This is a genomic window from Variovorax paradoxus, assembly GCF_029919115.1.
Taxonomy (GTDB): domain Bacteria; phylum Pseudomonadota; class Gammaproteobacteria; order Burkholderiales; family Burkholderiaceae_C; genus Variovorax; species Variovorax paradoxus_O.
In genome coordinates this window covers 802,789-822,209 of sequence record NZ_CP123990.1, presented here as the reverse complement: position 1 = coordinate 822,209, position 19,421 = coordinate 802,789, and the positions used below count along the sequence as shown (strand labels likewise).

Annotated in this window: 24 protein-coding genes; 17 read left to right on the top strand and 7 right to left on the bottom strand. The window is 67.0% G+C overall.

Going from position 1 to position 19,421, the window contains the following annotated elements; all coding sequences use genetic code 11:
- Window positions 1–12 precede the first annotated feature (12 nt).
- Window positions 13–345 (top strand): c-type cytochrome, encoded by a 333-nt coding sequence (locus QHG62_RS03930; RefSeq protein ID WP_348638680.1) that lies wholly within the window; start codon window positions 13–15, stop codon window positions 343–345.
- Window positions 346–393: 48 nt separating this feature from the next.
- Here QHG62_RS03930 and QHG62_RS03925 read toward each other — a convergent pair whose 3' ends face one another.
- The 4 genes from QHG62_RS03925 to selD form a co-directional block, all read right to left on the bottom strand.
- On the bottom strand, window positions 394–642 hold the full coding sequence (locus QHG62_RS03925) for a DUF3297 family protein (protein WP_021006088.1): 249 nt from the start codon (window positions 640–642) through the stop codon (window positions 394–396).
- A 41-nt stretch (window positions 643–683) separates the two neighbouring features.
- The gene (locus tag QHG62_RS03920; protein WP_281149537.1) at window positions 684–1,127 is read right to left on the bottom strand and encodes a ribonuclease HI family protein; all 444 of its coding nucleotides are present in this window, start codon (window positions 1,125–1,127) and stop codon (window positions 684–686) included.
- Between the two features lie 13 nt (window positions 1,128–1,140).
- Window positions 1,141–1,620, bottom strand: coding sequence for a hypothetical protein (locus QHG62_RS03915; protein WP_281149536.1), 480 nt, complete (start codon window positions 1,618–1,620; stop codon window positions 1,141–1,143).
- 98 nt (window positions 1,621–1,718) lie between these two features.
- A complete protein-coding gene (gene selD / locus QHG62_RS03910; RefSeq protein WP_281149535.1) occupies window positions 1,719–2,798 on the bottom strand; it encodes a selenide, water dikinase SelD in 1,080 nt (359 codons plus the stop codon).
- Window positions 2,799–2,916: 118 nt separating this feature from the next.
- Here selD and QHG62_RS03905 point away from each other — a divergent pair, with 118 nt between their 5' ends.
- From QHG62_RS03905 to QHG62_RS03870, 8 genes are read left to right on the top strand one after another with little or no spacing between them, the layout of a single operon-like run.
- Window positions 2,917–3,774, top strand: a complete 858-nt coding sequence (locus QHG62_RS03905; RefSeq protein ID WP_281149534.1) for a putative selenate ABC transporter substrate-binding protein — start codon at window positions 2,917–2,919, stop codon at window positions 3,772–3,774.
- 31 nt (window positions 3,775–3,805) lie between these two features.
- Window positions 3,806–4,645, top strand: a complete 840-nt coding sequence (locus tag QHG62_RS03900; protein WP_281149533.1) for a phosphonate ABC transporter ATP-binding protein — start codon at window positions 3,806–3,808, stop codon at window positions 4,643–4,645.
- Window positions 4,646–4,683: 38 nt separating this feature from the next.
- Window positions 4,684–5,493, top strand: coding sequence for a PhnE/PtxC family ABC transporter permease (locus tag QHG62_RS03895; RefSeq protein WP_281149532.1), 810 nt, complete (start codon window positions 4,684–4,686; stop codon window positions 5,491–5,493).
- Window positions 5,490–6,293 (top strand): phosphonate ABC transporter, permease protein PhnE, encoded by an 804-nt coding sequence (gene phnE, locus QHG62_RS03890; RefSeq protein WP_281149531.1) that lies wholly within the window; start codon window positions 5,490–5,492, stop codon window positions 6,291–6,293. Before QHG62_RS03895 ends, phnE begins: the two co-directional genes overlap by 4 nt.
- Window positions 6,286–7,359, top strand: coding sequence for a tRNA 2-selenouridine(34) synthase MnmH (mnmH, locus tag QHG62_RS03885; protein WP_281149530.1), 1,074 nt, complete (start codon window positions 6,286–6,288; stop codon window positions 7,357–7,359). Before phnE ends, mnmH begins: the two co-directional genes overlap by 8 nt.
- A gap of 28 nt (window positions 7,360–7,387) precedes the next feature.
- Window positions 7,388–7,813, top strand: a complete 426-nt coding sequence (locus QHG62_RS03880; protein ID WP_281149529.1) for a GNAT family N-acetyltransferase — start codon at window positions 7,388–7,390, stop codon at window positions 7,811–7,813.
- A gap of 14 nt (window positions 7,814–7,827) precedes the next feature.
- Complete coding sequence (locus QHG62_RS03875; protein ID WP_281149528.1) at window positions 7,828–8,097, top strand: DUF2277 domain-containing protein; 270 nt, start codon at window positions 7,828–7,830, stop codon at window positions 8,095–8,097.
- 30 nt (window positions 8,098–8,127) lie between these two features.
- Entirely contained in the window at window positions 8,128–8,754 is a 627-nt protein-coding gene (locus tag QHG62_RS03870) for a LysE family translocator (protein ID WP_281149527.1), read from the top strand.
- Between the two features lie 18 nt (window positions 8,755–8,772).
- On the opposite strand, the gene QHG62_RS03865 is transcribed toward QHG62_RS03870, so the two are convergent.
- Complete coding sequence (locus QHG62_RS03865; RefSeq protein ID WP_281149526.1) at window positions 8,773–8,985, bottom strand: thrombospondin type 3 repeat-containing protein; 213 nt, start codon at window positions 8,983–8,985, stop codon at window positions 8,773–8,775.
- Between the two features lie 270 nt (window positions 8,986–9,255).
- Between QHG62_RS03865 and pbpC the strand changes: the two genes are divergently transcribed.
- The 3 genes from pbpC (at window position 9,256) to QHG62_RS03850 (ending at window position 13,636) form a co-directional block, all read left to right on the top strand.
- Entirely contained in the window at window positions 9,256–11,535 is a 2,280-nt protein-coding gene (gene pbpC, locus QHG62_RS03860) for a penicillin-binding protein 1C (protein ID WP_281149525.1), read from the top strand.
- 129 nt (window positions 11,536–11,664) lie between these two features.
- Window positions 11,665–12,345: a FadR/GntR family transcriptional regulator gene (locus QHG62_RS03855; RefSeq protein ID WP_281149524.1), complete on the top strand. Its 681-nt coding sequence runs from the start codon at window positions 11,665–11,667 to the stop codon at window positions 12,343–12,345.
- A gap of 10 nt (window positions 12,346–12,355) precedes the next feature.
- Window positions 12,356–13,636 carry a CynX/NimT family MFS transporter gene (locus QHG62_RS03850; protein WP_281149523.1) on the top strand — a complete coding sequence of 427 codons (1,281 nt, stop codon included), beginning with the start codon at window positions 12,356–12,358 and terminating at the stop codon, window positions 13,634–13,636.
- Window positions 13,637–13,655: 19 nt separating this feature from the next.
- On the opposite strand, the gene QHG62_RS03845 is transcribed toward QHG62_RS03850, so the two are convergent.
- Window positions 13,656–14,462 (bottom strand): hypothetical protein, encoded by an 807-nt coding sequence (locus QHG62_RS03845; RefSeq protein ID WP_281149522.1) that lies wholly within the window; start codon window positions 14,460–14,462, stop codon window positions 13,656–13,658.
- 93 nt (window positions 14,463–14,555) lie between these two features.
- Between QHG62_RS03845 and QHG62_RS03840 the strand changes: the two genes are divergently transcribed.
- Complete coding sequence (locus tag QHG62_RS03840; RefSeq protein WP_281149521.1) at window positions 14,556–15,146, top strand: NADPH-dependent FMN reductase; 591 nt, start codon at window positions 14,556–14,558, stop codon at window positions 15,144–15,146.
- A gap of 31 nt (window positions 15,147–15,177) precedes the next feature.
- Here the strand turns inward: QHG62_RS03840 and QHG62_RS03835 are convergent, their stop codons facing one another.
- Entirely contained in the window at window positions 15,178–15,972 is a 795-nt protein-coding gene (locus QHG62_RS03835; RefSeq protein ID WP_281149520.1) for an IclR family transcriptional regulator, read from the bottom strand.
- A 67-nt stretch (window positions 15,973–16,039) separates the two neighbouring features.
- On the opposite strand from QHG62_RS03835, the gene QHG62_RS03830 reads away from it, so the two are divergent.
- From QHG62_RS03830 to QHG62_RS03815, 4 genes are read left to right on the top strand one after another with little or no spacing between them, the layout of a single operon-like run.
- Window positions 16,040–16,498: a type II 3-dehydroquinate dehydratase gene (locus QHG62_RS03830; RefSeq protein WP_281149519.1), complete on the top strand. Its 459-nt coding sequence runs from the start codon at window positions 16,040–16,042 to the stop codon at window positions 16,496–16,498.
- 38 nt (window positions 16,499–16,536) lie between these two features.
- Window positions 16,537–17,526, top strand: coding sequence for a TRAP transporter substrate-binding protein DctP (gene dctP / locus QHG62_RS03825; RefSeq protein ID WP_281149518.1), 990 nt, complete (start codon window positions 16,537–16,539; stop codon window positions 17,524–17,526).
- Between the two features lie 10 nt (window positions 17,527–17,536).
- Window positions 17,537–18,040 (top strand): TRAP transporter small permease, encoded by a 504-nt coding sequence (locus QHG62_RS03820; protein WP_281149517.1) that lies wholly within the window; start codon window positions 17,537–17,539, stop codon window positions 18,038–18,040.
- Entirely contained in the window at window positions 18,037–19,338 is a 1,302-nt protein-coding gene (locus tag QHG62_RS03815) for a TRAP transporter large permease (RefSeq protein WP_281149516.1), read from the top strand. The genes QHG62_RS03820 and QHG62_RS03815 overlap by 4 nt, the downstream gene beginning before the upstream one ends.
- Window positions 19,339–19,421: the final 83 nt, after the last annotated feature.

Here is a 19,421-nt window from a genome sequence, read left to right as displayed (position 1 = left end):
ACCGTTCGGACCATGGGTTTTTTCAGGCTGGCGCTGCTCTTCTGGTTGATGGCACCGGTTGCCGATGCCACCGCAGCCGAAGAGCGGGCGCACGCCTTGGCGAGTGAGCACGGCTGCACCGCATGCCATGGCATGGTTCGAAAACAAGTCGGCCCCGGGTTCGCGCAAATTGCGGATCGGTACCGCAACGATCCGGCCGCGCCGTCGCAACTTGCAGCAAACATCCGAAACGGCAGCGTTGGAAGGTGGGGGCGCGTCATCATGCCGCGCCAGCCGCGCGTCACGGAAGAGCAAGCGCGGCTGCTCGCACAGTGGGTTCTTTCCCAGCCGTCGCCGCCGCCCTGAGCTTCGACCCGCCGCGAATCACGGCCGATCGGACCACCGGCAGGTTCTTTACCGGTAGAACGCCTCGACCCTGCCCTTCAGCTTGATCAGCAGCGGCTTGCCCTTGCGGTCCACCGTCTTGCCCGCGGGCACCTTGATCCAGCCTTCGCTGATGCAGTATTCCTCTACGTCCAGCCGCTCCTTGTCGTTGAAGCGGATGCCGATGTCGTGCTCGAAAACGGCCGCGACGTGGTGCGGGCTGCGCGGGTCGGTGGACAGGTGGTCGGGAAGGGGCGGGAGGGAATTGGCTTCGGTCATGGGGTAAACGGTTATCTATCTGAAAAACTGAACCGCGCAGCTTAACGCCGCTTCTTTGTTGCCTTGGCGGGCGCCTTGGGCGCAAACCCCAGCGAGGCGCGCGCGAGCGCATCGGCCTCGTGGTTGCGATGCCGCGGCACCCACCGCAGGCTTGCTTCTTCGAACGAGCCAAGCAGCGCGCGGGCATCTTCGAACAGGCCGGCCATGCGCGCGATAGGCTTGGCCCCGGGCTCGCCGAGCTGCTCGACGAGGATGCTGTTGTCTGTATAGGCCAGCACCGCGGTGGCTCCCCTGGCCTTCAGCTCCTCGAGCGCGAGGGTCAGCGCTCTCAGCTCGGCTTCGTTGTTGCAGCCGATGGCATGGCTGGCCGAAGACAGGGTGTGGCGGGTGCCGTCGGGCTCGGTGATGACGGCACCGGCGCCCATGCGGCCGGGGTTCGGCATGGCGCTGCCATCGCAGTACACCGTCCAGCGGCGGGCTTGCATCGGCCGCGCCTCCTCAGCAGTTGCTGCGCTTGATGCCCGCCAGGTTCTGGCAAGGCCGCTGGCCCGGAGGCGGACCCTGGTCCTGCGGGCGCGGTGGCCGTGGGCGGATGACCGGGCGGCCACCGTCGTAGTACGGATCGGGCCCCCAGCTGTACACCGGCGGTCCCTGTTCAGGCGCCACGCGCGGGTCTTCGACGTTACGCGGAATGATGGCGGGGCCCTGCGGCACGTTGTTTGCCGGGGGCTGCGGCAATGCCGCGCTCGGCGGGGGGGTGTAGGCCGGGCGCCGCGGTTCTTCGGGCGACGTGGGCGGCACCACCGTCAGCGGCTCTGAAATGGGCACCTGGCGCGAGAGCTTGGTCCCGGATGGGCACTGGCCCTGCGTGTAGACGATGCCGCCGCTCGCGTCGGTGCAGCGCACCACGTCCGCAGCATGCGCACCCATGGCCGCGGCTGCAAAGACCGAAATGAAAAGAACCGATGTGCGCATCATGCGACCCTCGCTGTTAGCCGCCGAAGCCTGGCGTTGTTGCCTTCCCCTGGCGGCATTCTGGCCCGAAGCCGGAGCTTGCTGCGCCATCCGTGCGGCCTTCAAGCCGACACGCGCAGGCGCGTGGGGCCTTGCTCCATGCGGCCGACCACTGCGGCATCCGCAAAGCCTTCGCGCCGAAATACCTGCAGCACGGCTTCGGCAGAGTCGGCGGCGCAGCTGACGAGCAGGCCGCCCGACGTTTGCGGGTCGCTCAGCAGTGCCTGCGCCGTGGCGGGCAGGCCGCCTGCAAGCTCGACGTCCGCGCCGTATCCAGCCCAGTTGCGGCCGGAGGCACCGGTCACAAAACCGTCCGCCGCCATGGCGGCCACGCCGTCGAGCAAGGGCACCGCCGGCCAATCGATGGTGGCAGTGAGCCCCGCACCCCGCGCGAGTTCAAGCGCATGGCCAGCCAGCCCGAATCCCGTCACGTCGGTGAGCGCATGCACACCAGGCATCGTGGCCAGTGCAATGCCCGGCGTGTTGAGCCGCGTCGTGTTGTCGATGAGCTGCCGGTAGCCTGCAAGCGACAGCTTTTCTTTCTTGAGCGCGGCCGAGAGCACGCCCACGCCCAGCGGCTTGCCCAGCACCAGCACGTCGCCCGCGCGGGCCTCGGCGTTGCGCTTGACGTGGGCCGGATCGACCAGGCCCATCACCACAAGCCCGTAGATCGGCTCGACCGAATCGATGGTGTGGCCGCCCGCGATGGGAATGCCGGCCGCGCGGCACACGTCCTGCCCGCCGCGCACGATGTCGCCGATGACTTCCAGCGGCAGCTGGTTGACGGGCATTGCCACCAGCGCCAGCGCCATGATCGGCTTGCCACCCATCGCATACACGTCGCTGATGGCATTGGTTGCGGCGATGCGGCCGAACTCGTAGGGATCGTCCACGATGGGCATGAAGAAATCGGTGGTCGCAATCAGCGCCTGCTTGTCGTTCAGGCGGTACACGGCCGCGTCGTCGGCGGTTTCAATGCCCACCATCAGCTCGGGCGGGATCAGGCCGCCACCGCTGTTCTTCAATATTTCCGAAAGCACGCCGGGCGCGATCTTGCAGCCGCATCCGCCGCCGTGCGAAAAGCTGGTGAGCCGCAGCGGGGCCAGCGGGTTGAGGGATGAAATCGTCGGCGTGTCGGTCATGGCGCAATCTGTATCAGGGCAGGCGCCCATTATCGAAGCCGGACGCAAATAGCGCCCGGACACGGGTTTCTACAATCGAAGGTTGTCCGTTCTTCCTTGCGCCACGCCGCGCCATCCCATGAAACCCTTCCTTCGCATTGCCCTTGCACTCTCGCTTTCCGCCTTCGCCCTGGGTGCCATCGCACAAGGCAAGGTGCTGCGCGTGTCCGCCATTCCCGACGAGGCCCCCACCGAATTGCAGCGCAAGTTCTCGCCGCTGGGCGACTACCTGAAGAAGGAAACCGGCATGGACGTGCAGTTCACGCCCGTGACCGACTACGCCGCGGTGGTCGAGGGCCTGGCCACGAACAAGATCGACCTGGCCTGGCTCGGCGGCTTTACCTTTGTGCAGGCCCGCATTCGCACCAACGGCGGCGTGGTGCCGATCGTGCAGCGCGCGGAAGACGAGGTGTTTACCAGCAAGTTCATCGTGCCGCAGGACAGCACCGCCAAGACACTGGCCGACCTGAAGGGCAAGACCTTCGCATTCGGCGCGCCCTCTTCCACCTCGGGCAGCCTGATGCCGCGCTACTTCCTCATGCAGGCGGGCATCGATCCTGAAAAGGATTTCAAGACCGTGGCGTTCTCCGGCGCGCACGATGCCACCGTGGCCTTCGTGGCCGCCTCGCGCGCCGAAGCCGGCGTGCTGAACGCATCGGTGTGGGAGAAGCTGGTCGAAAGCAAGAACCCGAACGCCGCCAAGGTGCGCGTGCTCGCCACCACGCCCACCTACTACGACTACAACTGGACCGTGCGCCTCGGCCTCGATCCGGCGCTGACGAAGAAGCTCACCGAAGCCTTCCTGAAGCTCGACCCGGCCAACCCCGCCATGAAGGACATCATGGCCCTGCAGCGCGCGAGCAAGTTCGTGGCCACCAAGTCGTCCAACTACGACGGCATCGAAGCTGCCGCCAAGTCGGCAGGCCTGGTCAAGTGACGCCGTTGCGGCGCGCCAGCGGAGCCGTCGCGTGAGTTTCTCGCTCGACCGGGTCGGGCTGGTTCACCCGAACGGCCATCGCGCGCTGCAAGGCGTGTCGTTTGCCGCGCGCGCGGGCGAGCGGGTGGCCGTCATCGGGCCTTCGGGCGCGGGCAAGACCACGCTGCTTCGCGTGCTCGGTGCTGCGCTGCGGCCCGGCGAAGGCACGGTCCAGCTGCTCGGCGAATCGCCATGGAGCATGCCGGCACCGGGCCTGCGCAAGCTGCGCTCGCGCGTCGGAACCGTGCACCAGAGCCCGCCGATCGCGCCGCGCCTGCGCGTGGTCACCGCCGTGCTCTCGGGGCGGCTGGGGCAATGGAGCGCCATGCGCGCTCTGGCTTCGCTGCTGCGCCCGTCAGACCTTGCGGGCGCGCACGAAGTGCTGTCGCGCCTCTCGCTCGAAGACCGGTTGTTCGACCGCTGCGACCGCCTCTCCGGCGGCCAGCTGCAGCGCGTGGGCATTGCGCGCGTGCTCTACCAGCGGCCCGCGCTGATGCTGGCCGACGAGCCGGTGTCCGCGCTCGACCCGACGCTGGCCGATGCCACGCTGCAGCAGCTGGTGGCCCAGAGCGAAGAAACCGGCGCCACCCTCGTGGCCTCCTTGCATGCGGTCGACCTGGCGCTGCGCTGGTTTCCACGCATCGTGGGCATGCGCAATGGGCAGGTGGTGTTCGACGAACCCGTCGGCAACGTCACCGAGTCGATGCTCGCGGCGCTCTATGCGAGCGAAGGCGGGCTGCCGGTTCAGTCACGGGAACAGCCTCTCGGCGTCGCACGCGGTGCAGTCGCTTCGGGCGCCGTGAACTCCATCGAACGGCCGGATTGCCTGTGAGCACCGCGCAGTCACTTCCGCGGCACACAGCCCCCGCGTTGCGCGACCCGCTGGCGCGGCGCCGCGTGGTGTGGCTGCTGGCTGCGCTGGTCATTGCATGGCCGATGTTGCAGCTGTCGGGCTTTGCGCCATCGGCCCTGTTCGCGCCCGGCAACCTGCAGGTGATCGGCGGTTTCCTGGCGGGCTTTCTACCGCCCGAAACCGCTCCAGGCTTTCTCTCGCTGCTCGCCAAGGCCACCCTGGAGACGTTGGCCATGGCGACGGCGGGCACCGCGCTGGCATTCGTCATTGGAGCGCCGCTGGCTTTCGTGACCACGCGCGCCCTCTCGGTGTCGCGCATCGGGCCGGGCCCGGGTCCTGCACGGGCCGGCATGGTGCGTCAGGCCGGGCGCTCCGTGCTGATGGTGCTGCGCGCCATTCCTGAAATCGTCTGGGCGCTGGTCTTCGTGCGTGCGCTGGGCCTTGGCCCGGCGGCCGGCGTGCTGGCACTGGCCATCACCTATGGCGGCATGCTCGGCAAGGTGTATGCCGAGGTGCTCGAATCGACCGACACGCGCCCCGCCCGCGCGTTGCTGGAAAGCGGCAGCGGGCGCTTTGCCGCACTGGTGTACGGCCTGTTGCCCAACTCCGCGCAGGAGCTCATCTCTTATACCGTGTACCGCTGGGAATGCGCCGTCAGGGCCTCGGTGGTGATGGGTTTCGTGGGCGCGGGCGGCCTGGGCCAGCTCATGGACCAGTCGATGAAGATGCTCAACGGCGGCGAGGCCAGCAGCATCCTGCTGGTGTTCTTGGTGCTGGTGCTGCTCGCCGATGCGCTGAGCAATGCGTTGCGGCGGCTGCTGGCATGAACGGGCACGTCGACTTGGCCAAGCCGCCTCGCTGCATCCGCTGCTGGATGGCATCGGCACTGGTGCTGGCGGCCGTGGTGGCCAGCTTTGCCTACTTGGCCATCGACTACCGCGCGCTGTTCACGGCGGAATCGATCGGCTTCATGGGCAAGTTCATTGCCGAGTTCTTTCCGCCCGATTTGTCGAGCGCCTTCCTTGCCAAGACCGCATGGGGTGCGCTGCAGACGCTGGCCGTTTCGGCGCTGGGCACCCTGCTTGCCGCCGCGGGTGCCGCCGCGCTGGCTTTGCCTGCCTCCGGCCGCTCAGGGCTCCTGGTGAGGCAAGGCTGCCGTTTCGTGCTCAACTTTCTGCGCAGCGTGCCCGAGCTGGTGTGGGCCGCGCTCATGGTGCTGGCCGCGGGCATCGGCCCGTTTGCCGGTGCACTGGCGCTCGCGCTGCACACCACGGGCGTGCTGGGCCGCCTGTTCGCCGAAAGCCTGGAGAACGCGCCCCGCGAGCCCGAACAGGCGCTGTCGCTCGGCGGCAGCGGCGCCGCGGCGGCGTTTGCCTACGGCAGCCTTCCGCTCGTGCTGCCGCAATGGGTGGCCTATGCACTGTATCGTTGGGAAATGAACATCCGGATGGCCGCGGTGCTGGGCTTTGTCGGCGGCGGCGGCCTGGGCCAGCTTCTCTACTTTCACTTGTCGATTTTTCAACAGCAGCAGGCCATGACCGTATTGATTGCAATGTTCGTCCTGGTGGCCCTTGTCGACCTGGCAAGCGGCCGGCTGCGCCGCAACCTGGGGCACGCCCATGCGTGAACACGACAACCCGCGCCACCAGCCCACACGCGTGGCCGACCTGCACCGGTTCGACACCGTCATCGACGCGCGCTCGCCTTCCGAGTTTGCGCTCGACCACATTCCCGGCGCCATCAACTGCCCGGTGCTCGACGACGAAGAGCGCCGCATCGTCGGCACCATCTACAAGCAGACCGGCGCGTTCGAAGCGCGGCGCGTGGGCGGCGCCATGGTGGCCGCCAACCTCGCGCGGCACCTGCGCGAACGCTTCGGCGAGCAGCCCGCCAACTGGCGGCCGCTCGTGTATTGCTGGCGCGGAGGTCTGCGCAGCGGCTCGATGGTGACCTGGCTGCGCCTGGTCGGGTGGGACGCGCAGCAGCTTGCCGGTGGCTACAAGAGCTTTCGCCACCATGTGCTGGCGCAAATCGAGGCCGCGGTGCCGAAGCTTCGGCTCAAGGTGATCTGCGGCGCCACCGGCAGCGCCAAGACGCGCGTGCTGCAAGCGCTGGCCGCGCGCGGCGAACAGGTGCTCGACCTGGAACACTACGCCAGCCACAAGGGCTCGCTGCTGGGCGCCCTGCCCGGCGTGCCGCAGCCGTCGCAAAAGCAGTTCGAAACGCGCATTGCCACCTGCTTCGGTGCGCTCGACCTCTCGCGCACGCTGTATGTGGAAGGCGAAAGCGCCCGCATCGGCAGGCTTTCGGTTCCCATTCCGCTGGTCGCGCACATGCGCACCGCCGCGTGCATAGAGGTTCAGGCGGATTCCGCCGCGCGGCTCGACTACCTGCTGCGCGACTACGCCTACCTGGGCGACGACCGCGCGGCGCTCGCGGAACAGCTCGGCAGGTTGAAGGAAATGCAGGGCAAGGCCGTGGTGCAACGATGGCAGGAATGGGCCATGGCGGGCGACCTGCCGCAGCTTTTTGCGGAACTGATGGCGCTTCATTACGATCCGCACTACGAACGCTCGCAAGCGCGCCATTTCGAGAAGTGGCCGCTGCGCCAGCAGGTGGCTGCGCCGGACCTCACGGACCAAGGCATCGAAGCCGTGGCGGACGCCATCCTGCGATTGAACGCGGCCGGGTGACTGGCCAAAAACACAGGAGACACGCTCCATGGCACTCGAATGGCGCCATTCGCTCGAAGACATCGACTGGGAAGAACTCTCCCGGCTCTACCAGGCCGCACCGCTCGGCAACAAGCAGCCCGACGGCCTGAAGCTTGTGTTCTCCAACAGCATGTTCAAGTGCTTCGTGTTTGACGACGGCCGCATGGTCGGCGCCGGGCGTGCAGTGGCCGACGGGCTCGACTGCTCCTACATCTGCGATGTGGCGGTGCACCCGACGCATCAGGGCACCGGCCTCGGCAAGCAGATCGTCTCTCGGCTCATGGATGTTTCGAAGGGGCACCGCAAGATCATCTTGTATGCGGTGGCCGGCAAGGAACCCTTCTACGAAAAGTTCGGCTTCAGGCGCATGAAGACCGCCATGGCCGTCTTCGAGAACCAGGCGCAGGCCGCGGAGCGCGGGCTGATCGAGTGAAATGGAGTTCGCCCATGTGCAGAAGCATCAAGACCCTCTACAACTTCGAGCCTCCCGCCACCGAGCAGGAGATCCGCGCCGCGGCGCTGCAGTTCGTGCGCAAGCTCAGCGGCTTCAGCGTGCCTTCCAAGGCCAACCAGGAGGCCTTCGAGCGCGCGGTCGACGAAGTGGCTGCAACGGCTGCGCGCCTGATCGATTCGCTGGTGACCACTGCCGAGCCGCGCGACCGCGCCATCGAGGCGGAGCGCGCCAAGGCCAGGTCGGCCGCGCGCTTCGGCACCTGAACGCAACAACAACACCCCTGGAGAACCTTCATGCCCCTTGAACTCTGGCTCGCCTTCGTTGCGGCATCTGCCGTGCTGCTGATCATTCCCGGCCCGACCATCCTCACGGTGATCAGCTATTCGATGTCGCATGGCCGGCGCGCGAATGTGCCGCTGGTTGCGGCGGTCGCGCTGGGCGATTCGACGGCGCTGGTGGTTTCGCTGCTCGGCCTGGGCGCGCTGCTGGCCGCCTCGGCCTTCTGGTTCACGGTGGTGAAGTGGGTGGGCGGCCTGTACCTGTTGTACCTCGGCATCAAGCTGCTGCGCGCGGGCATCATGTCGTCCGAAGTCGCGGCGCCTGCCGCGCCCGATTCGCGCTGGCGGCTGTTCGCCAATACCTACCTGGTAACGGCTCTGAACCCCAAGGGCATTGTGTTCTTCGTGGCGTTCCTGCCGCAGTTCCTGAGCCCCGGGGCCGACATGACGCGCCAGCTGTGGGTGCTGGCGGTCACCTTCGTGGCCATGGCGGCGCTCAATGCCACGCTTTACGCAGTGTTTGCGGGGTCGGCCCGCAAGCTGCTTTCGTCGCCGCGTGCGCAGCGGCGGTTCAACCTTGCGGGCGGTTCGCTGCTGAGCGCGGCGGGCGTGTGGGCGCTGCTTGCGCGGCGGCCCGCCTGACGCGCCCCGCAGCCTGGATCAACGATACGGGTTGTTAGGCCGGCGGTCGTAGCGGTTGGGCACGCCGTCGCCATCGCGGTCTCGGTCATACCGGTTGGGCACGCCGTCGCGGTCCCTGTCGCCGCCGCCATAGTATTGGCCGCGCGCCGGTGGCGGACGGTCGTAAGGTGCGACCACGCAGCCGGCCAGGACAGCCGATGCGGCAAGCAGAATGGCCAATGTCTTTTTCATGATTTCTCCTTGGAGTTTTCAAACGCGGCCTGCCTCCGCAAGCCGACGTCTGCATTGAAGGCCACCTCCGTCACGGCTGAGTATCCCGAATGAAGAGCGGGCGTGAAGTTCGTTACCGGATGTGGAACCTTGCTGCGAACTTTGGCGGTAATTGCTGAGCAAGGGAGGCGGCGGCACACCCGAGTCGAAGTAGGTGCAGTTCCCGTGGGCGCATCGCCGAGAATGGCGCCGCTTCGCCATCGATTTGCCCGCCTCCAGTTCACGCCCTCCATGCATCGCCCGCCGTTTACCGCCAGCCATCTTGCCGCTGCATTGATCGTGGCTGCCTGCATGCAGCCGGCTCTTGCGTCTGCCGCCGGTGCGGTGAGCTTCGATGAAGTGAAGCGCGGCTTCCGCTCTTCGGACACCGCGGTGCTCGACCGCAGCGGCGAACTGCTGCAGCGCGTGCGCACCGACGCCTCGGTGCGGCGCGGCCAATGGATTGCGCTGGCCGATGTTTCCCCGGCGCTGCGCATGGCCATGGTGCTGAGCGAAGACAGGCGGTTCTACGAGCACAGCGGCGTCGACTGGCGCGCGGTGTCCTCCGCCGCATGGGCCAACCTGTGGAACACGCGCACACGCGGCGCCTCGACCATCACGATGCAGCTGTCGGGCCTGCTTGACGAGGACCTGCGCCGCGCCAACAGCGGCCGCTCGTTCACGCAGAAGATCGGGCAGACCGTGGCTGCCGCGCAGCTCGAGCGCAACTGGCGCAAGGACCAGATCCTGGAGGCCTACCTCAACACGGTGCCCTTCCGCGGGGAGATCGTGGGCATCGACGCGCTTTCGCGCACGCTGTTCGGCAAGGCGCCAAGCGGCCTCGACGCGCGCGAGGCCGCGGTGGCCGCGGCGCTGGTACGTGCGCCCAACGCCAAGCCGGCCATCGTGGCGCAGCGTGCCTGCGAGGTCATGCGCGCCATGGAGCCGGGCCACAAGATCGACTGCGATGCAATCGACATGTTCACCAGCGCGGCGGTGCAGCGGCGGGCATTCGATGCGAACGAAGGCATTGCGCCGCATGCGGCACGGCGCGTACTGAAAGAGCTGGGTGAGGCCGGCGAGGCACCAACCGCACAGCCCACCGCCGCGCGGCAACCGGCCCCGAGGGAAGCCGCCGTGCGCACCACCCTGCGCGCGCCGCTGCAGCGATTTGCACTCGACGCACTCCAGCGCCACCTGAAGGAACTGCGTGGGCGCCATGTGGAAGACGGCGCGCTCGTGGTGCTCGACAACGCGACCGGAGAGGTGCTTGCGTGGGTCGGCTCGTCAGGCCCGCTGAGCCAGGCGGCCGAGGTCGACGCGGTCACCGCGCTGCGCCAGCCCGGCTCCACGCTCAAGCCGCTGCTCTATGCGCAGGCCATTGCCGAGCGGCGGCTCACCGCGGCGTCGCTGATCGACGATTCGTCGGCTCAGATCAACACCGCGAGCGGCCTCTACATTCCGCAGAACTACGACCGCCAGTTCAAGGGGCCGGTGTCGGCGCGCACGGCGCTCGCCGCATCGCTCAACGTGCCGGCCGTACGAACGCTGGTGATGGTGTCGCCCGAATCTTTTGCACGGCGGCTGCGCGAGGCCGGGCTGCCGCTGCGCGAAAGCGGCGACTACTACGGCTACAGCCTCGCGTTGGGGAGCGCCGAGGTGTCGCTGCTTTCGCTCACCAATGCCTATCGCATGCTGGCCAACGGAGGGCGTTACGGCACCCCCAGGCTGACAGCACGCATGCCCACGCCGGTGCCAGCCGCACCGGCAAAAGCAAAGCCCGCTGAAAGCACCGCCGCGCCCATGCTCGACCCTGCCGCGGCCTTCATCGTCGGCGACATCCTGTCGGACGCGAATGCACGCACACGCACCTTCGGGCTCGACAGCATTCTTTCCACTCGCTTCTGGACCGCGGTGAAAACCGGCACCAGCAAGGACATGCGCGACAACTGGGCCGTGGGTTGGTCGCAGCGCTACACGGTGGGCGTGTGGGTCGGCAACGCGAGCGGCGCGTCGATGTGGGACGTGAGCGGCACCAGCGGCGCAGCGCCGGTGTGGGCCGAGGTCATGCGCTTCCTGCACGCACGCGAGCCGAGCCGAGCGCCCAAGCCGCCCGCAGGCCTGGTCGAGGCGCGTGTCACCTTCGGGCCCGGGGCAGACGGCAATCCGCTGGAGGCCGCGCGCAGCGAATGGTTCCTGCAGGGCACGGAGCAGCCGCTCTTTGCGCTCGACCCCGGCGCCGGCACGCCGGCCAACACCGCGGCCGCGCGCATCACGGCGCCGGTGGACGGCACCATCATCGCGCTCGATCCGGACATTCCGCCCCTGCACCAGCGCGTGCGCTTCGAGTCCGAAGGCCGGGGCGTGCAATGGCGCATCGACGGCAAGCACTTTGCGCGCGGCAACAGCGCGCAATGGCTGCCCTGGCCGGGGCGGCATGTGATCGAACTGGTCGATGCAACGGGCAAGGTGGTCGACCAGCGCAGGCTTGAAGTGCGCGGTGCGGGCGTGGTCGCGAAAAGCACCCGCTGAACAGCAGCGCTCCAGAACCGGGCGAGCAGCCCATCTGGGGTCGCAGTGCAATCCCCTGCTTTCGACTGCGGCATTGAAGTCGATCGACAATTCATCTAATGATTCAATGAATAGGTCTTTCTGATTCATATGCTCGCCCAAGCACCTCGCACCTCTCTTGCCGACAGCGCCGCCAACAGCATCCGCGCCGAAATATCCGCCGGCCGCTGGACCGTCGGCTCCCGCATTCCCATCGAACCGCAGCTGGCGCTGCTTTTGGGCGTGAGCCGCGGCACGGTGCGCGAGGCCGTGAAAACGCTGGTCTCGCGCGGCCTGCTCGAAGTGCGGCAGGGCTCCGGCACCTATGTGCGCTCGGGGTTCGACCCGGCGGCCAACTTGCAGAAGATGCAGCGCGCGAGCCTGCGCGACCAGTTCGAAGTGCGCCGCGCACTCGAGGTAGAGGCCGCCCGGCTCGCCGCCGTGCGCCACACCGCCAAGGACCTGCGCAACCTTCGGACCCTGCTCGGCAAGCGCGGCCTGCCGGACGCAAGCGACGGCGGCGCAAGCTTCATCCAGCGCGACCTTGATTTTCATCTTGCCATCGTCGACATTTCGGGCAACCTGGCACTGGCCGAAACCTGCCGCTTCATTACCGGCTACATCAAGGACACCATTGCCAGCTCGATGGGCACCAGCCTGCCGGAGCCCGACAACGCGGCGCACGAATCCATCGTCGAAGCCATTGCAAGCCGCAACCCCGATCGGGCCGCGGAAGCGGTTCGCGCCTTCATGGCGCCCATGATCGATGCGCTCTCGCAAGCCGAGGCATGAGGGCCATTCGATGAGCGCCGTGCCTTTTTCCACCAACCGCGCCGCCGGTGAACTGCTGATCGACGCCGAGGCAGACAGCCTGCCCGCGCCGCGCCCCACACCGGCCCCAAGCCTCGCCCGCCGCATTTTGCTGGGCGCCAGCGTGGTGCTGATTGCCTTCAACCTGCGGCCGGTGTTTGCCAGCCTCTCGGTGATGCTGCCCGAAATCATGGCAGCCACCGGCCTCTCGGCCACCGCCGCGAGCCTGCTGACCACCCTGCCCATCGTCTGCCTGGGCGTGTTCGCGCCGCTGGCGCCGGGCCTGGGCCGGCGCTTTGGCACCGAGCGCACGCTGCTCGGCTGCATGGTGCTCATCCTGGTGGGCACCGCGCTGCGCGGCACGGGCAACATCCCGCTGCTGTTCCTGGCGTCGGCCATCGCGGGCAGCGGCATCGCGGTGTCGAACGTGCTGCTCTCGGGCCTGGTGAAGCGCGACTTCGCCGGACAGGCGGCGCTGATGATGGGCCTCTACACCATGGCGGTGTGCGGCGGCGCGGCCAGCGCGGCAGGGCTCACGGTGCCGCTGGAACATGCGCTAGGCGGCGGCTGGACTTATGCGCTGGCCATGTGGGCGCTGCCCGCCCTGCTGGTCACGCTGATCTGGGCGCCGCAGGCCCTGCCGGTGAAGCCGGTGGCAAGCGAATCGGGCTTTACCGTGCGCGGGCTCTGGCGCGACCGGCTGGCCTGGCAAGTCACTTTCTTCATGGGCTTGCAATCGGCCCTCGCGTACATCGTGATGGGCTGGCTCGCGCCGATCTTGCGTGAGCGCGGGCTCGGCGGCGAAACCGCGGGCTACGTGGTGTCGCTCGCAGTCATGACGCAGGTGGTGACCTGCCTCGTCGTTCCCGCAGTGGCGGTCAGGCTGCGCAACCAGCGCGGCCTTGCGGTGGGGCTGGCCCTGCTCACGCTGGCCGCCATGCTGGCAATGCTGTTCGCACCGCTCTCGGGCGTGTGGTTCTGGGCCGTGCTGCTGGGCATTGCGCAAGGCGGCACGTTTGCTCTTGCGCTCACGTTCATGGTGCTGCGCTCGCCCGATTCGCATGTGGCGGCACACCTCTCGGGCATGGCGCAGGGCGTGGGCTACATGGTGGCCGCATGCGGCCCGCTGGTCGCCGGCCTGCTGCACGGCTGGACCGGGAGCTTCCGCGCGTCGTCATGGCTCTTCATCGGGCTGGGCATTGCGCTGGTCATTGCAGGCCTGGGCGCCGGGCGCACGATGCTTGTGGGCGCGGTGACAGTTCCCCGCCGCTGAGCCAAACGCTCCGCGGCGGCTACTGCGGTCCGCCGCAGAAGCCCACCCTTTCGGTCGTCCTGGCCGTGAAGTGAAGGCGCGTGGTGGTGGCCCCGCTTGCAGGCGTGTTGGAGGGCCATTCGCTCTGCAGCCATGTGTATTGCCAGCTATAGGGGCCGCCGGGCTTGCCGGGTTCTTCATACGCAATGCGAAGGCTCCCGCTGCTCTCGTCGTGGCAATGCTTCGAGTTCTTGTATTCCTTCTCGCTGAAGCAGGCGCGGACCATCTTCGAGCAAGAAAAAGGAATGCCTTCGTGCACGGCGCTCGTGCCGTCGAGCGGCACGAAGTCGGCCTTGCTGAACGAGGCGCCGCCGCCCGAGTACATCTCCGACACCGTCTGCAGCACGGCCATGGCCCACTGCCCTTCGGCCACGGGATAAAGCGCCGGTGCAAGCGAAAGGCGCGTCTCGGACATGCCCGCGCCGGCGTCTTTCTTCATGCCGGCCACATAGGCGCTGAAGTCATGCAGCCGCTCGAGCTGCCAGGCCTTGGTGTCCTTGTCGCGCCTGACGCGCCCCATGGCCAGCGGCTCGGCAGAGAGCACCGCAAACTCGCTCGCAGCGGCGCCGCGCAACCGGTACAGGCCCAATGCTTGCGGGTCGCAGGGTTGGGGCAGCAACGCGCACAGGCGCGTGCGCCATTCCGGGTCGACCAGCTGCGGCTTCTTGACCGCATCGAGCAACCGGGCCGATGGTGCGGCAAACGCATGGCCCGCCAGCGACGCGGCGAGCGCCAGGGTGGCGGTGCAAATAGCAGGCAGCTTGTTCATGGCGGCGATGGTAGCCACAGGTTTTGAAAGATGCTGCTACGAAATGCGCCTGCACACCAATGTTGTAGCCTTCGCTCCCATGGCCGCCCGGCCTTCAAAACGGAGCGACGAATGGCTGACAAGATCCTGGTTTTCTACGGTTCCTACAGGTCGGACCGCATGGGCATTCGCCTGGCGGACTATCTGGTGGCGGGCCTCGAATCGCGCGGCGCCGATGCCCAACTGATCGACGCCCAGGCCGTGGGTCTGCCCATGCTCGACCGCATGTACAAGGAGTACCCCAAGGGCACCGCGCCTGCGGCCATGGAGGCACTCGCGCAAAAGATACGCGGCGCGGACGCCTTCGTCTTTGTGACGGGCGAATACAACTGGGGTCCGCAACCCGGCCTGAAGAACCTCACCGACCACTTTCTCGAAGAATGGTTCTGGCGGCCCGCGGCGGTTGCCAGCTATTCGGCAGGCCGGTTTTCGGGCGTGCGCTCGGGCACCGTGTGGCATTCGATCCTGTCGGAGATGGGCATGGTCGTCGTCTCGAGCACGCTGGCTGTCGGGCCGATTTCGCAGACGCTGGATGCCGACGGCAAGCCCACGGGCAGTGCGGGCGAATCACTGCAGCGCTCGTTCGGCCGCTTTGCCGACGACCTGGCCTGGTGGACCGAAGCCGCGCGCGAGCAGCGGGCGCGCAAGGCGCCGCCTTACTGACAAACCAAAGCGCAGAGCAGGGCCGCGCGGCTCAGCCCTTGCCCAGCGAAGGACGGCCGAACAGGCTCGATGCGTGGCTGATCGGCCCAAGCTCGGCCGTTGCCGCCAGCAGCGCCGGCGCCAGCTCATGCATGCGGTCGCTGCCGAGGCGCGTGCGGGGTCCGGCAATGCTGATCACGCCGACCACCTCCTTGCGGCGGAACACCGGCGCCGCCATGGCGGCCATGCCGGGCGCGAAGACCTCGTCGATCATGGCGTAGCCGCGCACCCGCGCCGCATGCAGAAAGCCCAGCAGCGCACGGATGGTGGTTGGCGCCTTCGGGCCGTATTCCGCCGGCGTGCCGAAGCCTTGGCGCGAGACCAGCTCCAGTGCGCGTTCGTCGCTCAGCGTCATCAGCCACGCGTGGCCGGAAGACGTGCACGACAGGCGCGCATCCATGCCCATGTCGGGGTCGTAGCGCAGCCCCGCCTGCCGCGTGCCCTGCGACTTGGCGACCCAGGTGAGGCGGTCTTCGTCCACGATGGAAAGGCGCACCAGTTCGCCGGACAACTGGCCGAGCCGCTCCAGCAGCGGCTCGGCAATGTTCACGATGCCGGCCCCGCTCAGGAAGCCCAGCCCGAGCGATACCACCTTGGTCGTCAGCACGTAGTCGCCCTGCTTGCGCGTCTGGCGAACGTAGCCGCAGCGCTGCAGGTCGGCCAGCAGGCGGTGGCAGGCGCCGAGCGGAATGTCGAGCTCGGAGGCGAGCAGCGTCAGCGGCAGCCCCTGCGGATGGCGCGCAAGGTGCTCCACCATCGAGAGGCCGCGATCAAGTGAAATGCTCATATCCTGCATTATGAAAGGTGTTTCCAATCTGGAAAGTCTTTCGCGGCTCCGCCGAAGAATCGGCCGCATGAGCTCCATCGTCTACATCCTCAACGGCCCCAATCTCAACCTGCTCGGCGTGCGTGAGCCGCACCTTTACGGCAGCACCACGCTGGCGCAGGTGGAGCAGCTGTGCCGCAGCGTTGCCGGCGAACTGGGGCTCGACTGCGACTTTCGCCAGACCAACCACGAAGGCGTGATGGTCGACTGGGTGCAAGAGGCGCGCGAGCGAGCCGCGGCGGTTGCCATCAACCCGGCGGGGCTGTCGTTCCGATCGATTCCGCTGCTCGACGCGCTCAAGACGCTGGATCAGCCCATTGCGGAAGTCCACCTGACCAACATCCACCGGCGAGATGCGCTCTACCAGCATTCGCTGGTGTCGCTGGCCGCCACGGGCGTGATCTGCGGCTTTGGCGCGTTTGGCTACGAACTGGCGATCCGCGCGCTCGCGCAGCGGCTCGCGGCCGCATCTGCGCCGGCAGCCTGAATTCAGCGTTCATCATCACAACACGACAGGAGACCACCATGACCTTTTCGATCGATCGCCGCATGCTGCTGGGCGCAGGAGCCGCGCTGGCCGCCGGCACCGTCTTGCCCACAATGGCCCAGACACCGCCCACGCTGCGGTTTGCGGCGGTGTTCTCGGACAAGGACATCCGCGCCGACATGATGAAGATGTTCGCCAAGGACATCGAGGCCGACTACAAGATCGACATGTTCCTGAACTCCACGCTGTTCCGGCAGGGCACCGAACTGGTCGCCCTGCAGCGCGACAACCTGGAGATGGGCAACATCGCGCCGCAGGATATTTCAAAGCAGGTGCCGGCGTGGTCGCTGCTTACCTCGGCCTACCTGTTCCGCGACCCTGAGCACCTGACGAAGTTCTTTGCGAGCGACCTTGGCGCGCAGATGAAGAAGATGGTCGAAGACCAGCTGAAGGTGAAGATCCTCGGGCCGACCTTCTTCGGCACGCGCCATGTGGGCCTGAAGACGAAGAAGCGCATCGGCACGCCCGCCGACCTGGCCGGCGTCAAGCTGCGCATGCCGCCCGGCGACACCTGGCAGATGCTGGGACGCTCGCTCGGGGCCAATCCCACGCCCATGGCCTACGCCGAGACCTACACCGGCCTGCAGACCGGCGCCATCGACGGCCAGGACAACCCGCTGCCCAATGTGCAGAACATGAAGTTCAACGAGGTCATGTCGCAGATCGTGCTCACCTCGCACCTTGTGGCCTTCGACCTGCTGACCGTGAACATGAAGACCTGGCAAGCCATGGCGCCCGCGAAGCAGCGCAGCTTCCAGGCCGCCGCGGACAAGGCCATTGCCTGGAGCACGGCCGAGCACCAGAAGCGCGAAGCCGAGCTGGCCGACAGCTTTCGAAAGCAGGGCCTCGAGGTGTATGTGCCCAACATCAACGCCTTTCGCGACTACGCGCAGAAGGCCTACCTGGCCTCGGACGATGCGAAGAACTGGCCGCCCGGCATGCTCGACAAGATCAACGCCATGAAGTGACCCGAAAGCCATGTTCGATCGCACGCTTTCCTTGCTGCACCGCTTCGCCGAAGCGGTCGCCGCGCTGCTCCTCGGGGTGATCTTCGTCGCGTTCATCGTGCAGATCACGCTGCGCTACCTCTTCAACTGGCCGGTCGGCTGGACCTCCGAGGTCTCGCTGGCGGCATGGCTGTGGCTGGTGCTCTGGGGTGCGGCTTTCATGCTCAAGGATTCCGACGAAATACGCATGGACTTCATCGCCTCGAACGCCGGCCCTCGCATACGCCGCATTGCCGGCGCCATTGCGGCGCTGGGCGTGATCGTGCTGTTCGGCATGTCGCTGCCCGCTTCTTACGCCTACGTGAGCTTCATGAAGGTCGAGAAAAGCTCGTACCTGGGCATTCGCATGGACCTGATGTACGCCATCTACCTGGTCTTTGTCGTGGCCGTGATCGCCCGCAGCCTGCGCCAGCTCATTCGCGGGCCTGCACCGGCAACCAGCGAACTCCCCTCCTCTTCTTCATCCGCGTTGTGAATTTCACCAGTCCTTTTTCGCTGGCGCTCTACGTCATCGTGGCGCTCAGCCTCCTGGGCGTGCCCATCGGCCACGCAATGATCGGCGGCTCCGTCCTGTACCTGTACCTGAAGGGCATGGACATGGGCGCCGCGGCGGAGCAGCTGCTCAACGGCACCTACTCCAGCTTTCTGATGCTGGCGATTCCGCTGTTCATCCTGGCGGCCACCATCATGAGCTCGGGCAGCATCCTCGACCGGCTGCTGCGCTTCTGCAATGCCATCGTCGGCCGCTTTCCGGGCGGCCTGGCGCAGGTGAACGTGCTTCAGAGCATCGTGTTTGCCAGCATGTCGGGGTCGGCGCTGGCGGACGCGGCCGGCTCGGGCAAGCTGATGCAGGAGATGATGACCAAGGACGGCAAGTACACGCCGGGCTTTGCCGCAGCGTTGAGCGCCGTCTCGTCCGTGATCGGGCCCATTCTTCCGCCTTCCATTCCGCTGGTGCTGTATGCCCTGGTGTCCGGCACGTCGATCGGCTACCTGTTCATTGCCGGCGTGCTGCCGGGCCTGCTGCTGGGCGCCGTGCAGATGGGGCTCATCTATGTGCTTGCACGGCGGGGCCGCTTTCCGGTCGAGCCAAGGGTGCCGCTGCGCGAGATGCCGCGCATCACGCGCGAGGCGCTGCCGGCGCTCATGCTGCCCGTCATCTTGCTGGGCTGCCTGTACACCGGCGTGACCACGCCCACCGAGGCAGCGGGCATTGCGGCCGCCTACGCCTTGCTGATTTCGACGGTGCTGTACCGCAGCATGCGCTGGGCCGACCTGTACCAGTCGCTGCTCTCCAGTGCGCGCATGAGCATTTCCATCGGCATGCTCATCGCCGGCGCAATGGTGTTCAACTACGTCATCACGTCGGAGAACATTCCCGCCACGCTGAGCACGGCAATGAAGGGGCTGGATCTTTCACCCATGGCTTTCCTGCTGCTGGTGAACGTCATCCTGCTTGTGATGGGCGCGTTCCTCGAAGGCTCGACCATCATCCTGATCATGCTGCCCGTGCTGCTGCCGACTGCATCCGCGCTGGGTATCGACCCCGTGCACTTCGGCGTGATGGCCGTGCTGAACATCATGATCGGGCTGGTGACGCCGCCCTACGGCCTGCTGCTGTTCATGATGGCGAAGATCGCGGATGTGCCTCTTCTGGTACTGATCCGGGAGACCTTGCCCTTTCTCATCGTCATGCTGGGGGCGCTGGCGCTGGTGACGGTGTGGCCGGACATGGTGCTGTTCCTGCCAAGGCTTGCGGGATATTCGGGGTGAGAGAGGTGAAAGGGTGAACGAGCTGAAGGGCGACTGAGAGGATCGGCCCGCACCACTGATGAGCGCACCAATCGTGGGACGCC